The following is a 21,025-nucleotide window of genomic DNA, read 5'->3' on the forward strand; positions in this document are numbered from 1 at the left end:
GGGGGTGGGCGGCGATTACTCTGTCCCTTCGGCCCCTGCCCAACTCCACGGAACGCGAGATTCATGACCGTCAACGGCTCAGACGACGTACTGCTTGTCCACGGCGGAACCCCGCTGGAGGGCGAGATCCGTGTCCGCGGTGCGAAGAACCTCGTACCCAAGGCCATGGTCGCCGCCCTGCTGGGCAGTGAGCCAAGTCGACTGCGCAACGTTCCGGACATCCGTGACGTTCGTGTCGTACGCGGACTCCTGCAACTGCACGGGGTGACGGTCCGTCCGGGTGAGGAGCCGGGCGAGCTGGTGCTCGATCCGTCGCACGTGGAGAGCGCCAACGTCGCCGACATCGACGCCCACGCGGGCTCGTCGCGCATCCCGATCCTGTTCTGCGGTCCGCTGCTGCACCGGCTCGGCCACGCGTTCATCCCGGGTCTGGGCGGCTGCGACATCGGCGGCCGGCCGATCGACTTCCACTTCGAGGTGCTGCGGCAGTTCGGCGCGAAGATCGAGAAGCGGGCGGACGGCCAGTACCTGGAGGCCCCGCAGCGGCTGCGGGGCACGAAGATCCAGCTGCCGTACCCGTCCGTGGGCGCGACCGAACAGGTGCTGCTGACGGCGGTGCTGGCGGAGGGCGTCACCGAACTCGCCAACGCGGCCGTGGAACCGGAGATCGAGGACCTCATCTGCGTACTGCAGAAGATGGGCGCGATCATCGCCATGGACACCGACCGCACGATCCGCATCACCGGTGTGGACTCGCTCGGCGGCTACACCCACGCGGCCCTCCCGGACCGTCTGGAGGCCGCGTCCTGGGCGTCGGCGGCGCTGGCCACCGAGGGCAACATCTACGTCCGCGGCGCGCAGCAGCGCTCGATGATGACGTTCCTCAACACCTACCGGAAGGTGGGCGGTGCCTTCGCGATCGACGACGAGGGCATCCGCTTCTGGCACCCCGGCGGCCAGTTGAAGTCCATCGCGCTCGAAACGGACGTGCACCCCGGCTTCCAGACGGACTGGCAGCAGCCGCTGGTCGTCGCCCTCACGCAGGCGACGGGCCTCTCCATCGTGCACGAGACGGTCTACGAGTCCCGGCTCGGCTTCACCTCCGCGCTCAACCAGATGGGCGCGCACATCCAGCTCTACCGCGAGTGCCTCGGCGGCTCCCACTGCCGCTTCGGCCAGCGCAACTTCCTGCACTCGGCGGTCGTCTCGGGCCCGACCCGCCTCCAGGGCGCCGACCTGGTCATCCCCGACCTCCGCGGCGGCTTCTCGTACCTCATCGCGGCCCTGGCGGCCCAGGGCACGTCCCGCGTCCACGGCATCGACCTCATCAACCGCGGCTACGAGAACTTCATGGAGAAGCTCGTGGAGCTGGGCGCGAAGGTGGAGTTGCCGGGCAAGGCGCTCGGATAGGCAGTCGTAGGAACAACGGCTGAGCAGTCGTACGTACGACGATGGGGCGGCCACCCTGACCGGGTGGCCGCCCCATTCGCGTTACTTGAGCCTCGTACGCAATCCCGTCGCGTACGCGAAGGCCTACTTGCCCTTGGCGGCTTCCTTGAGCTTCGAGCCCGCGGACACCTTGACGCTGTAACCGGCGGGGATGTTGATCGGGTCGCCGGTCTGCGGGTTGCGCGCGGTGCGAGCGGCACGGTGGGTGCGCTCGAAGGTCAGGAAGCCGGGGATGGTGACCTTCTCGTCACCCTTGGAGACGATCTCGCCGACGGTCTCGGCGAACGCGGCCAGAACGGCGTCGGCGTCCTTGCGGGTCACCTCGGCACGGTCGGCCAGCGCGGCCACCAGCTCACTGCGGTTCATGTTGTTACTCCCGTGTTCTTCTTGCCGTTTGAGGCGTGCCACGCGGCGGAGCCGCATATCGGGCACGGTGAAGCCGATGCTGCCAGGGTCCTCGGTGAGTCCCCGGACCCGGGTCCGTCGTCCAGACCCTCGCGCCCGAAGACGCATCCTGCCCCTACCTGCGGCGGGAAAGCCAATCCGGCACCCGTAGGAGTCGCGAGAACACCCTTGGGAGTCACACGAAGAGCGCCACGCCCTCTGCGTGGTGACGCTCCGTCGGCTCCCGGCAGCGAGGGCCGGGCCTGGAAGGCCCGAAACCTGGCCGCCACGATAAACGGCCGCCGAAGGCCCCGGGTTCCGCGACGCGCCGGTGCGTGAGCGGCCGTGGCGATCCTCACAACCGCCGCACATACGCCGATCGAGGGTCCAGGACGGACTTCTACGACGCGGAGGGCGCCGTCGAGGCCGCCACCGCTCCCGCCGCCTTCGCCGCGTCGCGCACCGCGCCCGCGACCGCGCCGGCGACCTTGTCGTTGAAGACGCTGGGGATGATGTAGTTCGCGTTCAGCTCGTCCTCGGTCACCACGTTCGCGAGTGCGGTCGCCGCGGCGAGCATCATCTCGGTGTTGACGGTGCGGGACTGCGCGTCCAGCAGACCGCGGAAGACACCCGGGAAGACCAGCACGTTGTTGATCTGGTTCGGGAAGTCCGAGCGGCCGGTGGCCACAACAGCCGCCGTCTGGCGGGCGATCGTCGGGTCGACCTCGGGGTCGGGGTTCGCGAGCGCGAACACGATCGCGCCCTCGGCCATCGCGGCCACGTCGTCACCGTCGAGGACGTTCGGGGCGGAGACACCGACGAAGACGTCGGCGCCGCGCACGGCCTCCTTCAAGGTGCCCGTGAGGCCCTCGACGTTGGTGTTGTCGGCGATCCAGCGCAGCGGCGAGTCGGGCTTGGCGTCGACCAGGTCCTCGCGGTCGGCGTGCACGACCCCGTGGATGTCGGCGACGACCGCGTTCTTGACGCCGGCGGCGAGCAGCAGCTTGAGGATGGCCGTACCGGCCGCGCCCGCACCGGACATGACGACCCGGATGTCACCGATGCCCTTGCCGGCGACCCGCAGCGCGTTCGTCAGCGCGGCGAGCACCACGATCGCGGTGCCGTGCTGGTCGTCGTGGAAGACGGGGATGTCGAGGGCCTCGCGCAGCCGGGCCTCGATCTCGAAGCAGCGCGGCGCGGAGATGTCCTCCAGGTTGATGCCGGCGAAGCCCGGGGCGATGGCCTTGACGATCGCGACGATCTCGTCGGTGTCCTGGGTGTCCAGGCACAGCGGCCAGGCGTCGATGCCGGCGAACCGCTTGAACAGGGCCGCCTTGCCCTCCATGACCGGCAGCGCGGCCATCGGGCCGATGTTGCCGAGGCCCAGCACGGCCGAGCCGTCGGTGACGACCGCGACGGAGTTGCGCTTGATGGTGAGGCGGCGCGCGTCCTCGGGGTTCTCCGCGATCGCCATGCACACGCGGGCGACACCCGGGGTGTAGATCATGGAGAGGTCGTCACGGTTGCGGATCGGGTGCTTGGACTGCATCTCGATCTTGCCGCCGAGGTGCATGAGGAACGTACGGTCCGAGACCTTGCCCAGGGTGACGCCCTCGATGCCACGCAGCTGCTGGACGATCTCGTCGGCGTGGGCCGTCGAGGACGCCGCGATGGTGACGTCGATCCGGAGCTTCTCGTGGCCGGAGGCGGTCACGTCGAGGCCGGTCACCGAGCCTCCGTGGGACTCCACGGCCGTGGTGATCTGGGAGACCGCCGTTCCGCTGGCGGGCACCTCCAGACGGACCGTGATCGAGTAGGAGACGCTGGGCGCCGTAGCCATGGCCGACTTCCTCTGCTTTCACCGTTGAGCTGAGTACGCGTTCCGATCGTCGCACCTACTGCCGGGTAGGCGTTAGCCGCCCCCGATTGCGAACGTTTTGTTCGCAAGAAAAAGAGGTCCCCGTCACTTTTCCCGTGACGGGGACCTCTCTGACAAGCAATGACACCGACCCGCCATGCTCGCCTCGCGGCAAGTGGTCGCTCTAAGCGACGAAGGTTGGGCCCGGGGGCTTGGATCGGGCCGGTGTCACATCCAGGCTAACAAACAGATCCCGTAAGACCATTCCCATCCCGAGAGTTCATCGAAAGCGGCTCTCGATCAGCCCCGCGATCGGTCCCCTCAGTCCCTGAGCAGATCGGGCACCCCGTTCGCGTCCGGCTCGTCCCGCTCGGCCGAGACGACCGTCAGCTGCTGGGTCGCGCGGGTGAGGGCGACGTAGAGAACCCGCAGTCCGGCGGGCGACTCGTCGGCGATCTCCGCGGGCGAGACGACGACGGTCGCGTCGTACTCCAGACCCTTGGCCTCCAGGCTGCCGAGGGCTACGACCCGGTCCCCGAGGCCGGTGAGCCAACGGCGGGCCTCCTCGCGGCGGTTCATGGCGACGACCACGCCGACGGTGCCGTCGACCTGGTCGAGCAGCCGGGCGGCCTCCGTGCGGACGGACTCGGAGAGCGCGTTCCGTACGACGGCGCTGTGTCCGTTGTTCGTAGCCACGCTGTGTCCGTTGTTCGTAGCCACGAAACGCGGCTTCACGCCCGTCGAGCGGACCGCCGACGGGGACTCGGAGCCGGGCATCGCGAGGGCCAGGACCTTCGCCGCCAGCTCCGCGATCTCGGCGGGGTTGCGGTAGTTGACCGTGAGGGTGAAGCGGCGGCGGGGGCGGGAGCCGAGGGCCTCGTCGCGCGCCTCGGCGGCCTCGTCGGGGTCGGACCAGGAGGACTGGGCCGGATCTCCTACGACCGTCCAGGTGGCGTGCCGGCCGCGGCGGCCGACCATGCGCCACTGCATCGGGGTGAGGTCCTGGGCCTCGTCCACGATGACGTGCGCGTACTCGGTGCGCTCCTGGGCGAGCCGCTCGGCCCGTTCGCGCTGCGACTCCTCGCGCGTCGGCATCAGCTCCTCCAGGCCGGTGAGCTGGTCCAGCGGGTCCAGGTCGCGCCGCTTGCGGGGGCGGGCCGGGGTGCCGAGGATCGCCTGGAGTTCGTCGAGGATGGCGACGTCGTGGACCGAGAGGCCGTCCCGCTTCAGGGCGCGGGCGACCCTGCGGACCTCGCCGGGGTTGAGGATGCGGCGGGCCCAGCGGCCGAGCTTGCGCTCGTCGGACATGGACTCCAGGACGGCGCGCGGGGTGAGTTCGGGCCACCAGGCGTCGAGGAACGCGATGAAGTCGTCCTCGCTCGCGATGTCCTCGTCGAAGGACGAGCGCAGTTCGGCGGCGAGTTCGGGGTCGGTGTGCCGGCCGGCCGAACCGGAGCGCTCCCACAGGGCGTCCAGCAGCAGCTTGCGGGCGCGCGGGCGCAGCATGTTGACCGGGGCCGTACCGCTGAGCGCGCTCTGCCGGACGCGCTCCAGGTCGGCGGCCTCCAGTTCGAGGCGGCGGCCGAACGCCACCACTCTGAGCCGGGTCGGCGCCTCGCTCAGTTCCAGGGCGCCGCGCGCGGCCTTCCGCAGCACGCGGAGCATGCGGTACGACCCCTTCGCGCGGGCCACGGCCGGGGAGTCGTACAGGGTGGCCTCGGCGCCGTCGACGAGCGAACCGATGGCCCGGATGGCGACCTGGCCCTCCTCGCCGAGAGACGGCAGGACGCCCTCGGTGTACGCCACCAGCAGCGGGGTCGGCGAGACGATGAGGATGCCGCCCGCGTAGCGGCGCCGGTCCTGGTAGAGCAGGTAGGCGGCGCGGTGCAGCGCGACGGCGGTCTTCCCCGTCCCCGGGCCGCCCTCGACGTACGTCACCGAGGCGGCGGGGGCGCGGATCACCAGGTCCTGCTCGGCCTGGATGGACGCCACGATGTCCCGCATGGTGTGGCTGCGGGCCTGGCCGAGCGCGGCCATGAGGGCACCGTCGCCGATGACGGCGAGTTGCTCACCGTCGAGGAAGGCGCTCAGCTCCGGCCGCATCAGGTCGTCCTCGACCCCGAGCACCCGACGCCCCTTGGACCGGATGACGCGCCTGCGCACGACCCGCCCCGGATCGACCGGCGTCGACCGGTAGAACGGCGCGGCGGCGGGCGCCCGCCAGTCGATGACCAGCGGCGCGTACTCGGAGTCCAGGACTCCGATCCGCCCGATGTGCAGGGTCTCGGCGATGTCGGCGGTGCTGTCGTCCCGGACAGCGCCTTCGGCCGGTTCCACGGCGGTGTAGGCGCCGTCGGGTCCCTTCTTGCCGTCCTTGCCGAGCAGGAGGTCGATCCTGCCGAAGAGGAAGTCCTCGAACTCGTTGTTGAGCCGGTTGAGGTGGATACCGGCGCGGAACACCTGTGCGTCCCGTTCGGCGAGCGCGCCGGGCGTGCCGACCTGGCCGCGCTTGGCCGCGTCGTTCATGAGGAACTCGGCCTCGTGGATCTTCTCTTCGAGCCGCCGGTACACCCGGTCAAGGTGTGCCTGTTCGACGCTGATCTCCCGGTCCCGTAGTGAATCCTGGGCGGATTTGTCGGACACCGTGTCGAGCGCGGTCTCCTGTTGAGCCTGTGCGGCCACCGGGCCCCCTTCTGACGTGCTGGGCAGCCGTCAACCGTACGCGAAAGAAAGCCTCCGAAGCGAGGGGCCTGCCGAGTGGATCTTGACAAAGACGCGGGGCCCGGCACGCGCACCTGCCGCGTTCCGGACCCCACACACCACAGTGACCAGTTGCTACGTGCTTACGCGTCCACTGCCACGAGCTTCTTGCCGTCGAAGGTCATGACCTCGAAGTGGTCGATCTCGTTCGGCGTGAAGGCCGCTCCGCCCTGGGCGTAGAGCGGGCTCTTGGCCTCCGCCTTCGTGGCGTTCGCGATGCCGTAACCCCAGGCCGGGACCGACCAGGAGCTCATGGTCTCGCGCTCGCCGTTCTTGCCGACGGCGATCAGGGAGCACTTCAGCGGGCCCTTGACGTTCTTGAGCTCGACGACCCCGAGGGTGCCCCAGTCCTTCTTGGACATCGCCACGGTCGCGCTGACCTTGGTGGTCTTGTCCGTCGCGGAGACCTTGTCGGACAAAGTGTCGAAGGTGGTCTTCGCGGTGGACACGGCCTGGTTGCCGCTGCCGCCCGACTCGTTGCCGCCGTTGACGGCGATGACGGCCAGCGGTCCGGCGATGATCAGGGCCGCCGCGGCGGCGATCATGTAGAAGCTGCGCCGGCGCTTCTGGGCCCGACGGTCACCGACGTCGTCGACCAGCCGCTCCACCAGTCGTGGACTGGGTTTCGCGGCCAGGGACTCGGCGATCGCCGGGGTGCCGGTGCCCGGCAGATCCGCGAGCGCCGCCAGCATCGGTTCCATCCCGGCCAGCTCGTCGAGCTGCTGGGCGCACCATTCGCAGGTGGCGAGATGGGCCTCGAAAGCGGTTGCTTCGCCGTCGTCGAGAATCCCGAGGGCATAGGCGCCGACGGTCTCGTGTTCGTTCGAGCCCTGAGATCCCTGCATGGAACCAGGACTACCCGTTCCGTATCCCCCGTAAATGCTCATGCCGTCACCCCCCGCTCCTCCAGAGCAAGCTTCATCGATCGAAGGGCGTAGAACACCCTTGAGCGCACCGTGCCACTGGGGATGCCAAGCGTCTCGGCCGCCTCATTGACGGTACGCCCCTTGAAGTACGTCTCGACGAGCACCTCCCGGTGGGCCGGGGTCAGGTCGTCCAGCGCGTCCGACAGTGTCATCAGCCACAACGCCTTGTCGATCTCGTCCTCCGCGGGGATGACCTCCAGCGGCGACGGGTCCACCTCCTGCGGCCGGGCCTGCCGGCTGCGGTGACCGTCGATGACGATGCGCCGTGCCACCGTCACAAGCCAGGGTCGTACCGATCCGGTCGCCCGGTTGAGCTGGCCGGCGTTCTTCCAGGCCCGGATGAGCGTCTCCTGCACCACGTCCTCGGCACGCTGCCGGTCCCCGGCGACGAGCCGCAACACATAGGCGAGCAAGGGTCCGGCGTGCTCTCGGTACAGGGCACGCATCAGCTCCTCATCAGGTTCCGAGGACTGGGACATGCGATGTCGGGCCCTCGGTGCGTGTTCATTGGCCACGACGGAATCCTTGCGCACGCCCACCTCCGGTGTCCGGGGGTTCCCCCAGTCGGTCGCTCATGGAGAGGTACGCGGGCGGGTGGGCGGGTGTTCAACGTGAGGCGACAGTTTTCTTCGGAGTGACGTGACGAGCGGGACATGAGTGCACATTCCCACCGTACGATCTTTACATTTCCACCACACGAGCAAGATCACGCGAGCCGCCCGGGCCACCCCGGAGTGAAACGCACTGTTGTCGAAATCACTTCGACGATTGACGTCCCGTCACTTCACAGAAGCCGCATAAGGGATTCTCAGGCTCGGGCGAGCGCCGCGCGCCGCCGATGCCGAGCCACTCTCTCCCGGTTCCCGCACACCTCGCTGGAGCACCAGCGCCGCCGACGCCCACGGGACGTATCGAGATAAACGATCGGGCAGTTGTCCCCCTCGCACTCCCTCAGCGAGGCCCGCGCGACGGGATCGGTGAGCAGCTCTACGGCGTCCCGCGCGATGACCGCGAGCAGCGCACCGCACCCCGGAGTCCCGTCCAACCGCCGCACCAGCACGCCCTCTTCGTCGCGTACGGCACGGGGGGCGGGGGGTGCGGCGCGGGCGAGGTCGTTGACGCGGGCGAGGGCGAGGTCGTAGAGCCGGATGTCGGCCGACGGTCTACTACGCACCAACTGCCCGATCTGCCCCCGCAGTTCACGAAACCCGACAAGCCAGCCGGAATCGACGTGCGCGAGCGGGGTGGCCGCGGGGACGAGCCCCGACCGGACGATCCACGCGCGGAGCGGCTCCGGCGCGTCGAGCCGTTCGTCGGGATGCGTGGTCGCGAGGAGATCCAGACAGATCCGCCCGGCGTCGAAACGCAGCTCGTACGGGGCCATGGTCGAACCCAGTGCCATGTGCCTGTCACCGCCTAGGGATTACCCCGGTCGTCGGGTCGGTCGGTGGGGGTGGGTGGGGGTGGGTGGGTGAGCGAGTGGGGGCGAGGAGGGGGTGCGGGGTGCGGGAAACCGTTCTCCCTACAGTGCCTGCCCGCTCGCGTGGCCGTAACCCCTTGTGCGGGGCGCGCGTGGACATCGGCGTGGACGGTCGCGTATGCGGTCGCGCGTCTCGGCGATGTCGGGGTCGGCGTCACGTCCGTTGACTGGAGGCCATGACAGAGAACAGGACCGGCACGGGTTGGGTACTGGGTGCGGCCACCGTCGCGATGGGGTTGATCGCCGGGGTCTTCTACGTGTTCGCCTGCGCGATCATGCCGGCGTTGGCACGCAGCGACGACCGGGTGTTCGTCGAGGTGATGCGCGACATCAACGACGTGATCCAGAACCCGGTGTTCTTCCTGAGCTTCATGGGGGCGTTGGTGCTGGCGGGGGTGTCCGCGTGGCAGGTGCGCGGAAAGCCGTACCGGGGGTGGGTGTGGGCGGGGTCGGCCGCGTACGCGCTGGCGTTCCTGGTGACGGTCGCCTTCAACATCCCGCTGAATGACCACCTGGCGAGCACGGCTGACGTGGGGGTGGCTCGGGAGCGGTTCGAGGGGGCTTGGGTGGGGTGGAATGTGGTGCGGGCGGTGTTGTCGACGGTGGCGGTGGCGTGCTTGGCACGGGCGCTTGTGCTCTACGGCAGCTTTTGGCGCAGGGGTGCTTCTTAGTGCGGGGCGAGCCTTCAGCGCCGGGGGGTCTGTCGATGCGGGGGGGCGCGTTCGGGGCCAGGTGGGCGCTCGGTGCGGGGTAGCGCCTCCAGCGCCGGGCGGGCGCTCGGTGCGGGGGGCGCCTTCAGTGCCGGGCGGGGTCTTGGCGCGGGGTGGGCTCTTCGTGCGGGGGGGGGCGCCTTCAACGCCGGGCGGGCGCTCGGTGCAGGCCAGCGGCATCCAGCCTGCGGGGGCTCGCTTCTCGGCACAGGTCGGGATCATCCGGGGCAGCTCGTGGTGGCTCGCTCGCTTCTTGGTGCAGGCCGGCAAAACTCAGCCCGTCCGGCGTTTGAGGACGAGGCCCCTTCAGGGCCGATCGGGGGTCTGGGGGCGGAGCCCCCAGGTACGCCGGCGATAACGCCCCGCACCATCGGCCCCGTACCAACGCCGGTTCACACGTCGGCGTACTTCGTGTCGGCCGACGGGTCCAGCGCCAGGCGATAGCCCCGCTTCACCACCGTCTGGATCAGCTTCGGGGAACCAAGTGCTGTGCGGAGGCGGGCCATCGCTGTTTCTACGGCGTGTTCGTCGCGGCCGGCGCCGGGGAGGGCGCGGAGGAGTTCCGCGCGGGCGACGACCCAACCCGGGCGGCGGGACAGCGCACGGAGCAACGACATGCCGGCCGGTGGGACCGGTCGTAGCGCGCCGTCTACCAGGACCGCGTGGCCGCGGATCTCCACGCGGTGGCCCGCGATGGGCAACGTGCGGGCGCGGCCGGGGAGTTCCTGGCAGAGGAGTTGGACGAGGGGGCCGAGGCGGAAGCGTTCGGGCTGGACGGTGGCGATGCCGTGGTTCTGGAGCGGGAGTGCGGTGACGGGGCCGACGCAGGCCGGGAGGACGTCGTGGTGCAGGGCGGCGAGGAGTTCGGGCAGCAGGCCCCGGGTCTCGGCGCGGGAGAGGAGTGACGCGGCGGCCGGTGCGCTGGTGAACGTCAGCGCGTCCAGGCCGCGGGAGACCGTGGCGTCGAGGAGCCGGTCCAGCGGGGCGATGTCCTCGGGCGGCATCCACCGGTACACGGGGACGACGACGACGTCCGCGCCGCCCGCCCGGAGTGATTCCACGAACCCGGGCAGGGGTTCGCCGTGCAGCTGGATGGCGACCCGGCGCCCCTCGACGCCCTCCTCCAGGAGCCGGTCGAGTACCTCGGCCATGGACTCGGACGACGGCGACCACTCCTCGGTCAGCCCGGCGGCGCGCACCGCCCCTTTGACCTTGGGCCCGCGCGCGAGCAGTTCCACCCCGCGCAACCGGTCGAGGAGCGCCTCCCCGAGCCCCCACCCGTCGGCGGCCTCGATCCACCCCCGGAACCCGATCGCCGTCGTGGCCACCACGACGTCCGGCGCCTGGTCGATCAACTCCTTGGTCGCGGCGAGCAGTTCACTGTCGTCGGCGAGGGGCACGATGCGCAGCGCGGGCGCGTGCACGACCACCGCGCCGCGCCGCTGGAGCAGTACCCCCAGCTCGTCGGCACGGCGCGCGGCGGTGACGCCCACGGTGAACCCGGAGAGGGGCCCGTGTTGCGCGCGCTCCGCTGGCTGCTGTTCCTCGTGCATGGCTCTCGTCCCGAACGTAGTCGTACACGCGGTCGTGTATGGAATGACCCGGTGCCTACATGCCGAACGAGCCTGTCAACGGTGCGTGACAGGCTCGGTTCGACTTTGTGTCGCCGGTGTTACGTCACACCTCGGCATAGCTGAGCTGCGACTTCGCCTCCGATGCGGAAGCTTTGGCCTGGGCCTGGGCGGTGGGGCGGCGAAGGTATACGGCCCAGGTGACCCCGAAGCAGAGGCCGTAGAAGACGAGGAAGGCGACGAACGCGCCGGTCCCCGAGCCGGAGGACAGGAACGACTGCCGGAAGGCGAGGTTGATGCCGACCCCGCCGAGCGCGCCCACGGCCCCGATGAGCCCCATGGAGGCCCCGGAGAGCCGACGCCCGTAGGCGGCGGCCTCGTCGCCTTCGAGCCCCTTCGCGAGCGCCTTGGTCTGGAAGATGCCGGGGATCATCTTGTACGTCGACCCGTTGCCGAGCCCGCTGAGCACGAACAGGACGATGAACACGGTGACGAACAGCGGCAGCGACTTCTGCATGCTGGCGACGACCAGGATCGCGGTCGCGGCGGCCATGGCGACGAAGTTCCACAGCGTGATCTTCGCGCCGCCGTAGCGGTCCGCGAGCCACCCGCCGACCGGGCGGATGAGCGAGCCGAGCAGCGGGCCGATGAAGGTGAGATACGCGGCCTGCAGCGGCGTACGGCCGAACTGGACCTGAAGCACCTGCCCGAAGGCGAACGCGTACCCGATGAACGACCCGAACGTGCCGATGTACAGGAACGCCATGATCCAGGTGTGCCAGTCGCGCGCGGCGTCCTTGGCGGCGCCGGTGTCGTTCTTCACGGAGGTGAGGTTGTCCATGAAGAGGGCGGCGAGGACGGCGGCGACGAGGATGAGCGGGATGTAGATCCCGAGCAGCACGCGCGGCCCGCCGCTCGCCCCGATGATCGCGAGGGCGACGAGCTGGATGACGGGGACGCCGATGTTGCCCCCACCGGCGTTCAGCCCAAGAGCCCACCCCTTCTTCTTCAACGGGAAGAAGGCGTTGATGTTGGTCATGGAGGAGGCGAAGTTGCCGCCGCCGATGCCGGCCAGCAGGCCGATCCAGAGGAAGGTGTCGAACGACGTCCCCGGCTTCATCACGACGAACGCGGCGATGGTGGGGATGAGCAGCAGGCTGGCCGAGACGATCGTCCAGTTCCGCCCGCCGAAGACGGCGACCGCGAAGGTGTACGGCACCCGGACGACCGCGCCGACGAGCGTGACCATCGACGTCAGCAGGAACTTGTCGGCCGGGGTCAGCCCGTACTCCGGGCCCATGAAGAGCACGAGCACGGACCACAGGGTCCAGATCGAGAAACCGATGTGCTCGGAGAGCACGGAGAAGACGAGGTTGCGCCGGGCGACCTTCTCACCGGTCTCCCGCCAGAAGGTCTCGTCCTCCGGGTCCCAGTGCTCGATCCACTTGCCGGGGGCGGGAGTTGGGACTGCGGCGGGAGGTGGGACTGGGGCTGTCATGACGCCTCCACGGTGGTCCGGGGCTCGGGGGTGCCCCTACGACGGGGTAACGAGCGGTGTTGAGTCCCGAAGGTATGGAGGGTGCGTTTCCGCGCTGTGGCTGTGAGTGACCGGAAGGGAACGTTGCTCTCACGGGCGGGAAGTGGGCGCGGTGAGGTGACGGCACCCCTGCCCCCCGCCTATGACAAGTGCTGCTTGAGGAACGCGTCGATCCTGGCGATGGCGGGGCCGACGTACTCGGGGCGGTCGTAGAGGTCGAAGTGGGTGCCGCCCTCGATCAGGAACAGTTCCTTGGGTTCGTGGGCCTTGGCGAAGGCGGCCTCGCTCTGGGCCAGGGTCTCGGCCGCGGTCCCCGCGATCAGCAACAGCGGTGTGGGGGCGAGGAGTTCGATGGTGTCCAGCGCGGAGAACTGGACCATCTTGTCGTAGGACCACAGCAGGGTCTCGTTGCGCCAGTTCGGGTCCTGGTTGCGGTCGGTGAGGTAGAACTTCTTGCCGTTCTCCCGCCACGGGTCGAGTGGACCGTCCGCCAGGAACGGGACGTGGACGGGTCGGCCGGTGGCCCGGTAGGACTCCCGGGCGCCCTGGGCGGCGCCCATGATCGCCCGCCAGTCGCCCGCGGCCAGGACGGTGCCCCGCAGGTCGGGCAGACCGCTGGCGGTGGCCACGGCCTTGATGCGCCGGTCGGCCACGGCGGCGGCGGGCGCGTAACCGCCGCCCGCGCAGACACCGACCGCCGCGATCCGGGCGGCGTCCACCTCGGCGCGCGAGGTCAGGAACGTGACGGCGTTCTTGACGTCCTCGATCTTGGCGAACGGGTCCTCGTCGCTGCGCGGGTAGCCCTCGCTCTCGCCGTAACCGGTGTGGTCGAAGGCGAGGGCGGCGTACCCGAGTGCGCTCAGCCGCTCGGCGTAGACCGCCGGGACCTGGCCCTTGGTGCTGGAGGCCGGGCCGACGACCACGACGGCCGGCAGCCGCTCGCCCACGGTGTGCTCGTCGGGCAGGTACAGATGGCCGAGCAGATGGCGGCCGTTGCTGCGGAAGCCGATGTCCTGACGCATGGAAATTCCTCTGGTCCAGGGCTCCGGGGATCCAGTGATCCGGGGAGGGAAGCGGGGGGACTTCCTCCATCGTTGCTCCGCTCCACACCCCTGACCAGGGCAGACTGTTTCCTGGGAAGGACTCTTCCTAGGAAGGAATTGGGCCAGGCTTCTCACTCGTCCGCGGGAGAGAATGGCGGGTATGAGCACGAGCAGCCACCGTCCCGAGGAGCCGGGGACGGAGTTGGGGGCCTTCCTCAGAGCCCGCCGCAGCAAGCTCGACCCCGGCACGGTCGGCCTCGCCGAGACCGGCGGTCCGCGCCGGGTGCCGGGGCTGCGGCGCGAGGAGGTGGCCCAGCTCGCGACGATCAGCACCGACTACTACACGCGCCTGGAACAGGGCCGCCTGCCCGGCGCCTCGCCCGCGGTCCTCGACGCCCTCGCCACCGCGCTGCGCCTGGGACCGGACGAGCGCAGCTACCTCTACCGGCTGGCGAACAAGAGCGACCGGCAGCCGCCGAGCGGCCCTCGCACGGAGCGGGTCCTCCCGCACACGCGGATGCTGCTGGACAACCTGCGCGACAGCCCCGCCGTACTGCTCGGCCCCTACCTCGACATCCTCGCCTGGAACCGGCCGGCCGTCGCGGTCTTCACCGACTTCGCCGCCGTCCCCCGGCGCGAGCGCAACTTCCTGCGCCTGCTCTTCCTCGACCCCACCGTGCGGGGGCGCTACGTGGACTGGTCGGGCATCGCCCGGATCTGCGTCGCGTACGTCCGCACCGCGGCCGAGGGCCGCGACGAGCCCCGCCTGTCAGCACTGATCGGCGAACTGTCGCTGCGCGACCCCGACTTCCGCACCTGGTGGGCCGAGCGCCACGCCACGTACCAGAGCCACGGCACGAAGACCTTCGTCCACCCCGCGGCCGGCCGCTACACCCTCCACTGGCAGACCCTCCGCATCCCCGACAGCCAACAGACCCTCATGGTGATGACGGCTCCGGCCGACAGCGAGGACCTTGCGGTTCTACGGCGGATCGAACGCCTGGATACGTCCACCGCTACCGGTGCGCCGTGACACAGCGCCCGCCGACCTCGAACCACAGCAGCTTTCCCGCGCCCCGGTCCATCAGCCCACCGTCCCCGATGGGCCAGCCGCCCCAGGAGGTGGCGTACGTCTGGATGAGGTGGAGGCCGCGTCCGTTGTCAGCGTCGGGTGGGGCGGGCGGGAGGTGGTCGCCGGGCCGCTTGTCGAAGGGGGCGGGGATGTGGGGGTTCGAGTCCCAGACGCCGACGCGGAGCCGTCCGTCGCCGAGGGCGGTGAGCCGTAGGGACGCGGGGCCGTGGGTGTGCTGGTAGGCATTGGTGACGAGTTCGGACGTCAACAGCTCGACCACGTCCAGGACTTCGGGCATTCCGTGCCCGTGGAGGGCGGCCCGTACGGTCATACGTGCGACGCGTGCGGCTCGGGGGTCATGGGGTAGGCGGAGGGCGTACACCCAGGTGGCGGGCGGGGATACGGTGACCATGAAGGCTCCGGGAGGGGGTGGACGGACTCGACTCGGGTTCGCTCAACGGCTGCGCCGGGCGGTGGCTGTGCCGCGGGTGCGGTGCGCTTCCGGCTTATGGGCGGGGGCAGTTGGGCGGTACGGGACTACCGTAGGGCAGTTGGTTAGATAGCTCTAACCTTTTGAGCAATAAGGCTCCAACCTTCACTCGTGTGAGGGAAGGCGGTGCCGTGTGACGGCCGGAAGGGAATGCTGTGCCGCCCACCAACAACCCGACGCTGCGCCAGCGTCGACTCGGCAGCGAGCTGCGCAAGCTCCGCGAGCGGGCGGGACTCAGCGCCACCGGTGCCGCCGAGCTGCTCGGCGTCAACCAGGCGCGGGTGAGCATGATGGAGACCGGCCGTACTCCGGTCAGCGCCGACAAGATCCGCTCCATGGCCCGCGTGTACGACTGCACGGACGATCAACTCATGGACGCCCTGGCCGCGATGACCGGACGACGCACCCGCGGCTGGTGGGAGGAGTACCGCGAGCACCTGCCTGTTGCCCTGATCGACCTGGCCGAACTGGAGCACCACGCCGCCGCCCTGCGCGTGGCCCTCATCGTCCACATCCCGGCCCTGCTCCAGACCACGGACCACGCGCGCGCACTGTTCCGCGAAGTGGCGCCGCCCATGCGGCAGTACGAGATCGAGCACCGGCTCACTCACCGCATCAAGCGGCAGGGCCTGCTGCACCGGGAGGCCCCGCCCTCGTATTCGGCGACCATCCACGAGGCGGCGCTCCGCATGGGATTCGGTGGACCCGTCGTCACCCGTGGGCAACTCAAGCACCTGATCGACATGAGCGAGCTACCCCAAGTCACCGTCAGGGTGGTCCCGTTCGGCGCTCCGCACTTCCCCACGACCGGCCAGTCCATCGACTACATCGAGGGCCCCGTCCCGCAACTCGACACCGTCCAGCTGGACACCCACTACGGCGCCTGCGAATTCCTGGACGCGGAAGCACAGTTGAGTAAGTACCGTTCCGTGCTGGACAGCACGGAGGCCTGCGCGCTCAACCCCGTCGAGTCACGGGACTTCATCCACCGCATCATCAGGGACATTTGAGAGAGACGACCGTGCACAGCATCGAATGGCAGAAGTCCACCTACAGCGGCGACGGCTCGAACTGCGTCTACGTCCTCGGCGGCCCTGCCGATGTCATCCGGCTCCGCGAGAGCGACGCCCCCGACACCGTCCTCACCACGACAACCGAACGCCTGCGGCACCTGATACGCGCCCTCAAGTCCACCCAGTGAGGAGTCCAGCCGTGTCCAACCGCCCTTGGCAGAAGTCCACTTACAGCCCCGACGCCTCCAACTGCGTCTACGTGTCCGCCAACCCCACAGGCACCGTCCGCCTCCGCGAGAGCGACACCGCCGACACGATCCTGACCGCGACAACGGATGGCCTACGACACCTCATCCGCACCCTCAAGTCCGCTGACCGGCGCTCCGCTTAAGGCAGTTCAGCGGACGGCCGTAAGCCGGCCAGCAGATGTCATGAGCTGCGGGGCCCGGTACTCCAGCTCGACCACCTGCCCATCGCGGACCTCGACGGTCGTACCGGCCTCACAGCAGCGAGCCTTGAACAGGTAGCGGAAATAGACATCGACCCGATGCGAGCCGGGAGTCAGCGGTACGAAGCGGCTGCCCCACCCACCCTTCTGGGCCTGGCCGTCGACCTCGACCGTCAGGGCTGTGAAGCGGAGAAAGAACTGCATCGGGTTATGACGCCCCTGAAGGGAAAAGCCCGTTCGCGTGGACAAAGTCGCACCTTCCTGAACCGACAGACCGTACGGCGTAGAGAAGAATCGGAGGTCGGAGCCACCGTAGCCCTTGTCGAGGTCGAGACCCCAAGAAGTTCCTGTCCACGGAACCCCTCTCCCCTGACCCGCAAGCCGAGCGTCCCCCGCCCCCTCGGCCGCCCACCATGACCGATCTGGCGGAGCGGGAGGCGGCTCACGCGGACGGGCCGCGAGGTGGAGAGCCCGTCCCTGGCCGGGGCTTGTACGCGATGACGGATGTGACGGCTCTCCAGCAGCAGATGGTGAACCTGTTCGGACCGGTCGCCGTCTCCGTCCCCGTCCCCGTCCCCGTCCCCGTCCCCGTCTCCGTCTCCGTCTCCGTCTCCGTCTAAGAAGACGCCACCTTCCGCCGACTCCGGCCCCGCACAACCCCGTTGGGCCACAGCCTCGGACTCCGCTTGGCCGCGATGTCCTCGATCCACCCGAACGCAAGGATCGCCACCGCGATGAGCGGCCAGATCAGCAGGAACATCAGGAACGTGTCCGCCTTGTCGAGCAACGACGTGGCCGCATCGCTCTCCATGAACGGCAGGTTGTACAGCTGGTCGAGGATCGGGACCGTGGCCATGATCAGGAGGTTGTGCCACAAGTAGATCGTGACGGCACGGTTGTTGGACAGGGTCACCAGCTTGTCCCACTTCGCCAACCGTCCCGGCAACGTCTGCCACGACGGCGCGTACTGGAGCAGGATCACCACGACGCCGAAGGACCAGGCCGCCTGCGCGAGCGGGATGTCGTTCAAGTCCCAGCCGTCCGGGCCCAGATGACCTGACGCCCACCACAGGCCGAAGCCCATGATCAGGGTCGCGCCCGACACCGCGAGGTAGCGCGGGACCTTCTTCAGTACGCCCTCGTGGTGGGCGAAGCCCAGGACCCAGCAGCCGCCGTACACCGCGAAGTCGGAGACCGCGTTGCCCGTCTCGCCGGGGATCGTGACCAGGCCAGTGCCCACAACTGCCGTCAGCGCCAAGGGTGCTAGCAGAGTTGCCCAGGGGACCCTCCGGAACGCCCACAGCAGCAGCGGCGACGCGATCACGAACCACAGATACGCCCGCAGGTACCACAACGGGCCCGCCGCCTGGTCCGCCCACGTGCTCTCCAACAGGCCCGACTCCGAACCCAGATGCTCGGGATACGGCGGCGCACCGAACGGCACGATGTAGTCGAAGATCTTCGCCGCGCCCCACCAAGTGCCGCCCAGGTCAGGGTCCTTGAGCGGGTTCCAGCCCATCCCGAACATCATCACCAGCACCACCGCGCTGAACGCCCAGAGCGGGGGCAGCAGTCGCCGTAGCCGACCCCTGATCACACCCAGCGCGGGACGGTTCAGCGAGCGGGCCATCAGCGAACCCGCCAGCGCGAACATCACGCCCATGGAAGGGAACAGGACCGACAGCCACGCCCAGCCGAAGAGGTGGTAGATGACGACCCGGACGAGGGCGATCGAGCGGAGGAGGTCGAGGTAGCGGTCCCGGCCGCCGCCCCCCGCCCCCTTGGCCTTCTTCGGTTCCGGCGCCAACTCCGGTTCCTGGTGCCGCTGTTGGGGAATCCCGTACGCCGGTGTCGACTCGGGGTCCGACCCCAACTCCGGCCTCGACCCTCGCTCCGGACTCGTACCCGCCCCGGTCGTGTATCCGTGCGTCATGCCACAGTCCTCCGGTCACTACTGCTACCGCCACCGCTACCGCCACCGCTGCGCGCACTCGGCACCGGGCCTCCCGGCGCCTCCACAACCCCCGTCCGCCGCAGCTTCTGCCAGCGCAGGCGGCCTCCGGTGAGTGCGGTGATCCAGGACTGGAGCAGTACGACGTACATGAGTTGGCGGTAGAGGATCTGTTGCAGGGGCAGGGAGACGAGGTGGGTCATGCGTTCGCGGTCGAGGCGGAAGGCGTAGGCCGCGCAGAACGCCTGGATCGCCAACACGCCCAGCCAGGCCAGGAACGTCTTCTCCGTCGGGCCGAACACCAGGCCGTAGAGCAGGAACACGTCGATCAGCGGGGCCAGGATCGGGGCGATGACCATGAACAACGCCACCAGCGGGAGGCCCACCCTGCCGAAGCGGCCGGACGGGCCGCGGTCCAACAGGGCGCCCCGGTGCTTCCAGATCGCCTGCATCGTGCCGTAGGACCAGCGGTAGCGCTGCGACCAGAGCTGCTGGACCGTCTCCGGCGCCTCGGTCCAGGCCCGCGCCTTCTCGGCGTAGACCACCCGCCAGCCGTCGCGGTGCATCGCCATCGTGATGTCGGTGTCCTCGGCGAGGGTGTCGTCGCTCATGCCGCCGACCCGCTCCAGCGCGCTTCTCCTGAAGGCCCCCACGGCGCCCGGGATCGTCGGCATGCAGCGGAGCATGTCGTACATGCGGCGGTCGAGGTTGAAGCCCATCACGTACTCGATGTGCTGCCAGGCACCGATGAGGGAATCCCGGTTGCCGACCTTGGCGTTGCCCGCCACCGCGCCCACGCGCGGGTCGCCGAAGGGCTGCACCAACTCCCGTACTGTGGCCGGTTCGAAGACCGTGTCGCCGTCCATCATGACGATGAGGTCGTAACTGGCGTTCGCCAGGCCGCGGTTGAGGGCGGCCGGCTTGCCCGCGTTGACCTGGCGTACGACGCGGACGTTCGGCAGGAACATCGCCTCCACGATTCTCGCCGTACCGTCCGCCGAGCCGTCGTCGATGACGATCACCTCGACCGGATGCTCACTCGCCATGAGTGAACGGACCGTGTTCTCAATGCACTTGGCCTCGTTGTACGCCGGGACGAGGACCGTGACCGGTTCGGTGACCGGTGGGCCCCAGGCGAAGTCCTTGCGGCGCACCCGGCGGGCGTGGACGGCGGAGAGCAGGAGCATCAGCGCGAAGCGGGCGATGACGAGCGAGCCGGTGATCGCCAGGCCCACCACCAGGACACCCGTGATGTCGTCCGCGGCCTGGACCAGGAAGATCCACGCCTTGCCCTTCCACAGGTTGACGCCGGTCACCGGGGTGAGCGCGCTGCGCGCGCCGAGTGCCTGGGTGAGGTTGTCGAACGTGTAGCCCTTGGCCTGCATCTCCGGCAGGAACTTGTCGAGGGCCTGCACGGTCTGGTGGCGGTCGCCGCCCGAGTCGTGCATCAGGACGATCGCGCCCTTGCCGCCGCGCGGGGTCGCGTTGCTGATGATCTTCGCGACGCCGGGCTTCTGCCAGTCCTCGCTGTCCGTGTTGTTGACGACGGTGATGTAGCCGCGGGTGCCGATGTACTCGGTCACCGGCCAGGACAGGTTGTCCATCGCGTCGGCGGACGACGAGTACGGCGGGCGGAAGAGCGATGTGCGGATGCCGGCCGCGCCGGTGATCGCCAGCTGGGTCTGGGACAGCTCCCAGTCGATGCGCTTCTTCGACTGGAAGGAGAGGTCGGGGTGGCTGAAGGTGTGCACGCCGACCTCGTTGCCCTCGTCCACGATGCGTTTGACCAGCTCCGGGTAGCGCGAGGTCATCGTGCCGGTGACGAAGAAGACGGCGTGCGCGTGGTGCTTCTTGAGCACGTCCAGGACCTTGGGCGTCCAGGTCGGGTCGGGGCCGTCGTCGAAGGTCAGCACGATGTCGTGGTCCGGCACGTCCAGGCTGGTCGTACGGCCGCTGCGGGTGTCGATGACCGGGCCGCCGTCGAGGATCTTGTCCGGCACCTTGTCGGTCGCCGCCTCGGGGCGGATGCGGTGGTCGGCGAGGATCTCGCTATGCACGTAGCCGCGCAGCATCAGCATCGCCAGCAGCGCGACGAGGAGCAGCATCGGCAGCAGGAACCGCATGGACAGCCGGCGGCGCCGGGGATCGCGCACGGCGCGAGGCGCGGGGCTGGGTCCAGCTCCCTTGCGATCGCCGTGCCCGACTCCGCTCCGGGCGCCGGGCCCGACGCCGTTCCGATCGCTGTTCCCAACTCCACCTGCCGCGACCGGAGTTGCTCCGTGACGGCCGCCCGGGGCCTGGTTCGTGGCCTTGGGGCGGCGGTTGTGCGATGC

At 69.4% G+C, this 21,025-nt stretch carries 20 protein-coding genes; 7 read left to right on the top strand and 13 right to left on the bottom strand.

Annotated elements, in window-relative coordinates; translation table 11 throughout:
- Positions 1–63 precede the first annotated feature (63 nt).
- The gene (gene murA, locus OG496_RS23750) at positions 64–1,410 is read left to right on the top strand and encodes a UDP-N-acetylglucosamine 1-carboxyvinyltransferase (RefSeq protein WP_043679363.1); all 1,347 of its coding nucleotides are present in this window, start codon (positions 64–66) and stop codon (positions 1,408–1,410) included.
- Between the two features lie 123 nt (positions 1,411–1,533).
- On the opposite strand, the gene OG496_RS23755 is transcribed toward murA, so the two are convergent.
- The 6 genes from OG496_RS23755 to OG496_RS23780 all read right to left on the bottom strand — a co-directional run bounded on the left by OG496_RS23755 (position 1,534) and on the right by OG496_RS23780 (position 8,779).
- Complete coding sequence (locus OG496_RS23755) at positions 1,534–1,815, bottom strand: HU family DNA-binding protein (RefSeq protein WP_019056394.1); 282 nt, start codon at positions 1,813–1,815, stop codon at positions 1,534–1,536.
- 418 nt (positions 1,816–2,233) lie between these two features.
- Positions 2,234–3,673 (bottom strand): NAD-dependent malic enzyme, encoded by a 1,440-nt coding sequence (locus tag OG496_RS23760; RefSeq protein ID WP_366490489.1) that lies wholly within the window; start codon positions 3,671–3,673, stop codon positions 2,234–2,236.
- 339 nt (positions 3,674–4,012) lie between these two features.
- Positions 4,013–6,373 (bottom strand): HelD family protein, encoded by a 2,361-nt coding sequence (locus OG496_RS23765; RefSeq protein ID WP_405972321.1) that lies wholly within the window; start codon positions 6,371–6,373, stop codon positions 4,013–4,015.
- A gap of 161 nt (positions 6,374–6,534) precedes the next feature.
- A complete protein-coding gene (locus tag OG496_RS23770; protein ID WP_405972322.1) occupies positions 6,535–7,296 on the bottom strand; it encodes a zf-HC2 domain-containing protein in 762 nt (253 codons plus the stop codon).
- 38 nt (positions 7,297–7,334) lie between these two features.
- The gene (locus tag OG496_RS23775; RefSeq protein ID WP_019056398.1) at positions 7,335–7,856 is read right to left on the bottom strand and encodes a sigma-70 family RNA polymerase sigma factor; all 522 of its coding nucleotides are present in this window, start codon (positions 7,854–7,856) and stop codon (positions 7,335–7,337) included.
- A 329-nt stretch (positions 7,857–8,185) separates the two neighbouring features.
- Entirely contained in the window at positions 8,186–8,779 is a 594-nt protein-coding gene (locus tag OG496_RS23780) for a CGNR zinc finger domain-containing protein (RefSeq protein ID WP_405972323.1), read from the bottom strand.
- A 254-nt stretch (positions 8,780–9,033) separates the two neighbouring features.
- On the opposite strand from OG496_RS23780, the gene OG496_RS23785 reads away from it, so the two are divergent.
- A complete protein-coding gene (locus OG496_RS23785; protein ID WP_405972324.1) occupies positions 9,034–9,528 on the top strand; it encodes a DUF1772 domain-containing protein in 495 nt (164 codons plus the stop codon).
- A gap of 431 nt (positions 9,529–9,959) precedes the next feature.
- On the opposite strand, the gene OG496_RS23790 is transcribed toward OG496_RS23785, so the two are convergent.
- The 3 genes from OG496_RS23790 to OG496_RS23800 all read right to left on the bottom strand — a co-directional run bounded on the left by OG496_RS23790 (position 9,960) and on the right by OG496_RS23800 (position 13,697).
- The gene (locus OG496_RS23790; protein WP_366490484.1) at positions 9,960–11,120 is read right to left on the bottom strand and encodes a uroporphyrinogen-III synthase; all 1,161 of its coding nucleotides are present in this window, start codon (positions 11,118–11,120) and stop codon (positions 9,960–9,962) included.
- Between the two features lie 124 nt (positions 11,121–11,244).
- A complete protein-coding gene (locus OG496_RS23795) occupies positions 11,245–12,636 on the bottom strand; it encodes a nitrate/nitrite transporter (protein ID WP_405972325.1) in 1,392 nt (463 codons plus the stop codon).
- A 179-nt stretch (positions 12,637–12,815) separates the two neighbouring features.
- Positions 12,816–13,697: an alpha/beta hydrolase gene (locus OG496_RS23800; protein ID WP_366490482.1), complete on the bottom strand. Its 882-nt coding sequence runs from the start codon at positions 13,695–13,697 to the stop codon at positions 12,816–12,818.
- A 181-nt stretch (positions 13,698–13,878) separates the two neighbouring features.
- On the opposite strand from OG496_RS23800, the gene OG496_RS23805 reads away from it, so the two are divergent.
- Positions 13,879–14,751 (top strand): helix-turn-helix transcriptional regulator, encoded by an 873-nt coding sequence (locus tag OG496_RS23805; RefSeq protein WP_405972326.1) that lies wholly within the window; start codon positions 13,879–13,881, stop codon positions 14,749–14,751.
- Here OG496_RS23805 and OG496_RS23810 read toward each other — a convergent pair.
- Positions 14,735–15,202, bottom strand: coding sequence for an ATP-binding protein (locus OG496_RS23810; RefSeq protein ID WP_405972327.1), 468 nt, complete (start codon positions 15,200–15,202; stop codon positions 14,735–14,737). The genes OG496_RS23805 and OG496_RS23810 overlap by 17 nt on opposite strands.
- A gap of 233 nt (positions 15,203–15,435) precedes the next feature.
- Here OG496_RS23810 and OG496_RS23815 point away from each other — a divergent pair, with 233 nt between their 5' ends.
- From OG496_RS23815 to OG496_RS23825, 3 genes are read left to right on the top strand one after another with little or no spacing between them, the layout of a single operon-like run.
- The gene (locus OG496_RS23815) at positions 15,436–16,290 is read left to right on the top strand and encodes a helix-turn-helix transcriptional regulator (protein WP_317772686.1); all 855 of its coding nucleotides are present in this window, start codon (positions 15,436–15,438) and stop codon (positions 16,288–16,290) included.
- An 11-nt stretch (positions 16,291–16,301) separates the two neighbouring features.
- Complete coding sequence (locus OG496_RS23820) at positions 16,302–16,481, top strand: DUF397 domain-containing protein (protein ID WP_360074403.1); 180 nt, start codon at positions 16,302–16,304, stop codon at positions 16,479–16,481.
- Between the two features lie 11 nt (positions 16,482–16,492).
- Complete coding sequence (locus tag OG496_RS23825) at positions 16,493–16,684, top strand: DUF397 domain-containing protein (RefSeq protein ID WP_405972328.1); 192 nt, start codon at positions 16,493–16,495, stop codon at positions 16,682–16,684.
- A gap of 6 nt (positions 16,685–16,690) precedes the next feature.
- Here OG496_RS23825 and OG496_RS23830 read toward each other — a convergent pair whose 3' ends face one another.
- Positions 16,691–16,945: a hypothetical protein gene (locus tag OG496_RS23830; protein WP_399392167.1), complete on the bottom strand. Its 255-nt coding sequence runs from the start codon at positions 16,943–16,945 to the stop codon at positions 16,691–16,693.
- 209 nt (positions 16,946–17,154) lie between these two features.
- Here OG496_RS23830 and OG496_RS23835 point away from each other — a divergent pair, with 209 nt between their 5' ends.
- Positions 17,155–17,361, top strand: coding sequence for a hypothetical protein (locus tag OG496_RS23835; protein ID WP_405972329.1), 207 nt, complete (start codon positions 17,155–17,157; stop codon positions 17,359–17,361).
- Here the strand turns inward: OG496_RS23835 and OG496_RS23840 are convergent.
- Together OG496_RS23840 and OG496_RS23845 are read right to left on the bottom strand one after the other, a co-directional pair.
- Positions 17,358–18,674: an acyltransferase gene (locus tag OG496_RS23840; RefSeq protein WP_405972330.1), complete on the bottom strand. Its 1,317-nt coding sequence runs from the start codon at positions 18,672–18,674 to the stop codon at positions 17,358–17,360. The two genes, OG496_RS23835 and OG496_RS23840, sit on opposite strands and share 4 nt — an antisense overlap.
- The gene (locus tag OG496_RS23845; protein ID WP_405976692.1) at positions 18,671–20,815 is read right to left on the bottom strand and encodes a glycosyltransferase; all 2,145 of its coding nucleotides are present in this window, start codon (positions 20,813–20,815) and stop codon (positions 18,671–18,673) included. The genes OG496_RS23840 and OG496_RS23845 overlap by 4 nt, the downstream gene beginning before the upstream one ends.
- Between the last annotated feature and the right edge of the window lie 210 nt (positions 20,816–21,025).

The organism is Streptomyces sp. NBC_00988, assembly GCF_045162645.1.
Lineage (GTDB): Bacteria > Actinomycetota > Actinomycetes > Streptomycetales > Streptomycetaceae > Streptomyces.

Coding starts and splice junctions, on each gene's coding strand:
- murA (WP_043679363.1), top strand. CDS start 64: ATGACCGTCAACGGCTCAGACGACGTACTGCTTGTCCACGGCGGAACC.
- OG496_RS23755 (WP_019056394.1), bottom strand. CDS start 1,815: ATGAACCGCAGTGAGCTGGTGGCCGCGCTGGCCGACCGTGCCGAGGTG.
- OG496_RS23760 (WP_366490489.1), bottom strand. CDS start 3,673: ATGGCTACGGCGCCCAGCGTCTCCTACTCGATCACGGTCCGTCTGGAG.
- OG496_RS23770 (WP_405972322.1), bottom strand. CDS start 7,296: ATGCAGGGATCTCAGGGCTCGAACGAACACGAGACCGTCGGCGCCTAT.
- OG496_RS23775 (WP_019056398.1), bottom strand. CDS start 7,856: ATGTCCCAGTCCTCGGAACCTGATGAGGAGCTGATGCGTGCCCTGTAC.
- OG496_RS23780 (WP_405972323.1), bottom strand. CDS start 8,779: ATGGCACTGGGTTCGACCATGGCCCCGTACGAGCTGCGTTTCGACGCC.
- OG496_RS23785 (WP_405972324.1), top strand. CDS start 9,034: ATGACAGAGAACAGGACCGGCACGGGTTGGGTACTGGGTGCGGCCACC.
- OG496_RS23790 (WP_366490484.1), bottom strand. CDS start 11,120: ATGCACGAGGAACAGCAGCCAGCGGAGCGCGCGCAACACGGGCCCCTC.
- OG496_RS23795 (WP_405972325.1), bottom strand. CDS start 12,636: ATGACAGCCCCAGTCCCACCTCCCGCCGCAGTCCCAACTCCCGCCCCC.
- OG496_RS23800 (WP_366490482.1), bottom strand. CDS start 13,697: ATGCGTCAGGACATCGGCTTCCGCAGCAACGGCCGCCATCTGCTCGGC.
- OG496_RS23805 (WP_405972326.1), top strand. CDS start 13,879: ATGAGCACGAGCAGCCACCGTCCCGAGGAGCCGGGGACGGAGTTGGGG.
- OG496_RS23810 (WP_405972327.1), bottom strand. CDS start 15,202: ATGGTCACCGTATCCCCGCCCGCCACCTGGGTGTACGCCCTCCGCCTA.
- OG496_RS23830 (WP_399392167.1), bottom strand. CDS start 16,945: ATGCAGTTCTTTCTCCGCTTCACAGCCCTGACGGTCGAGGTCGACGGC.
- OG496_RS23835 (WP_405972329.1), top strand. CDS start 17,155: ATGACCGATCTGGCGGAGCGGGAGGCGGCTCACGCGGACGGGCCGCGA.
- OG496_RS23840 (WP_405972330.1), bottom strand. CDS start 18,674: ATGACGCACGGATACACGACCGGGGCGGGTACGAGTCCGGAGCGAGGG.
- OG496_RS23845 (WP_405976692.1), bottom strand. CDS start 20,815: ATGCGGTTCCTGCTGCCGATGCTGCTCCTCGTCGCGCTGCTGGCGATG.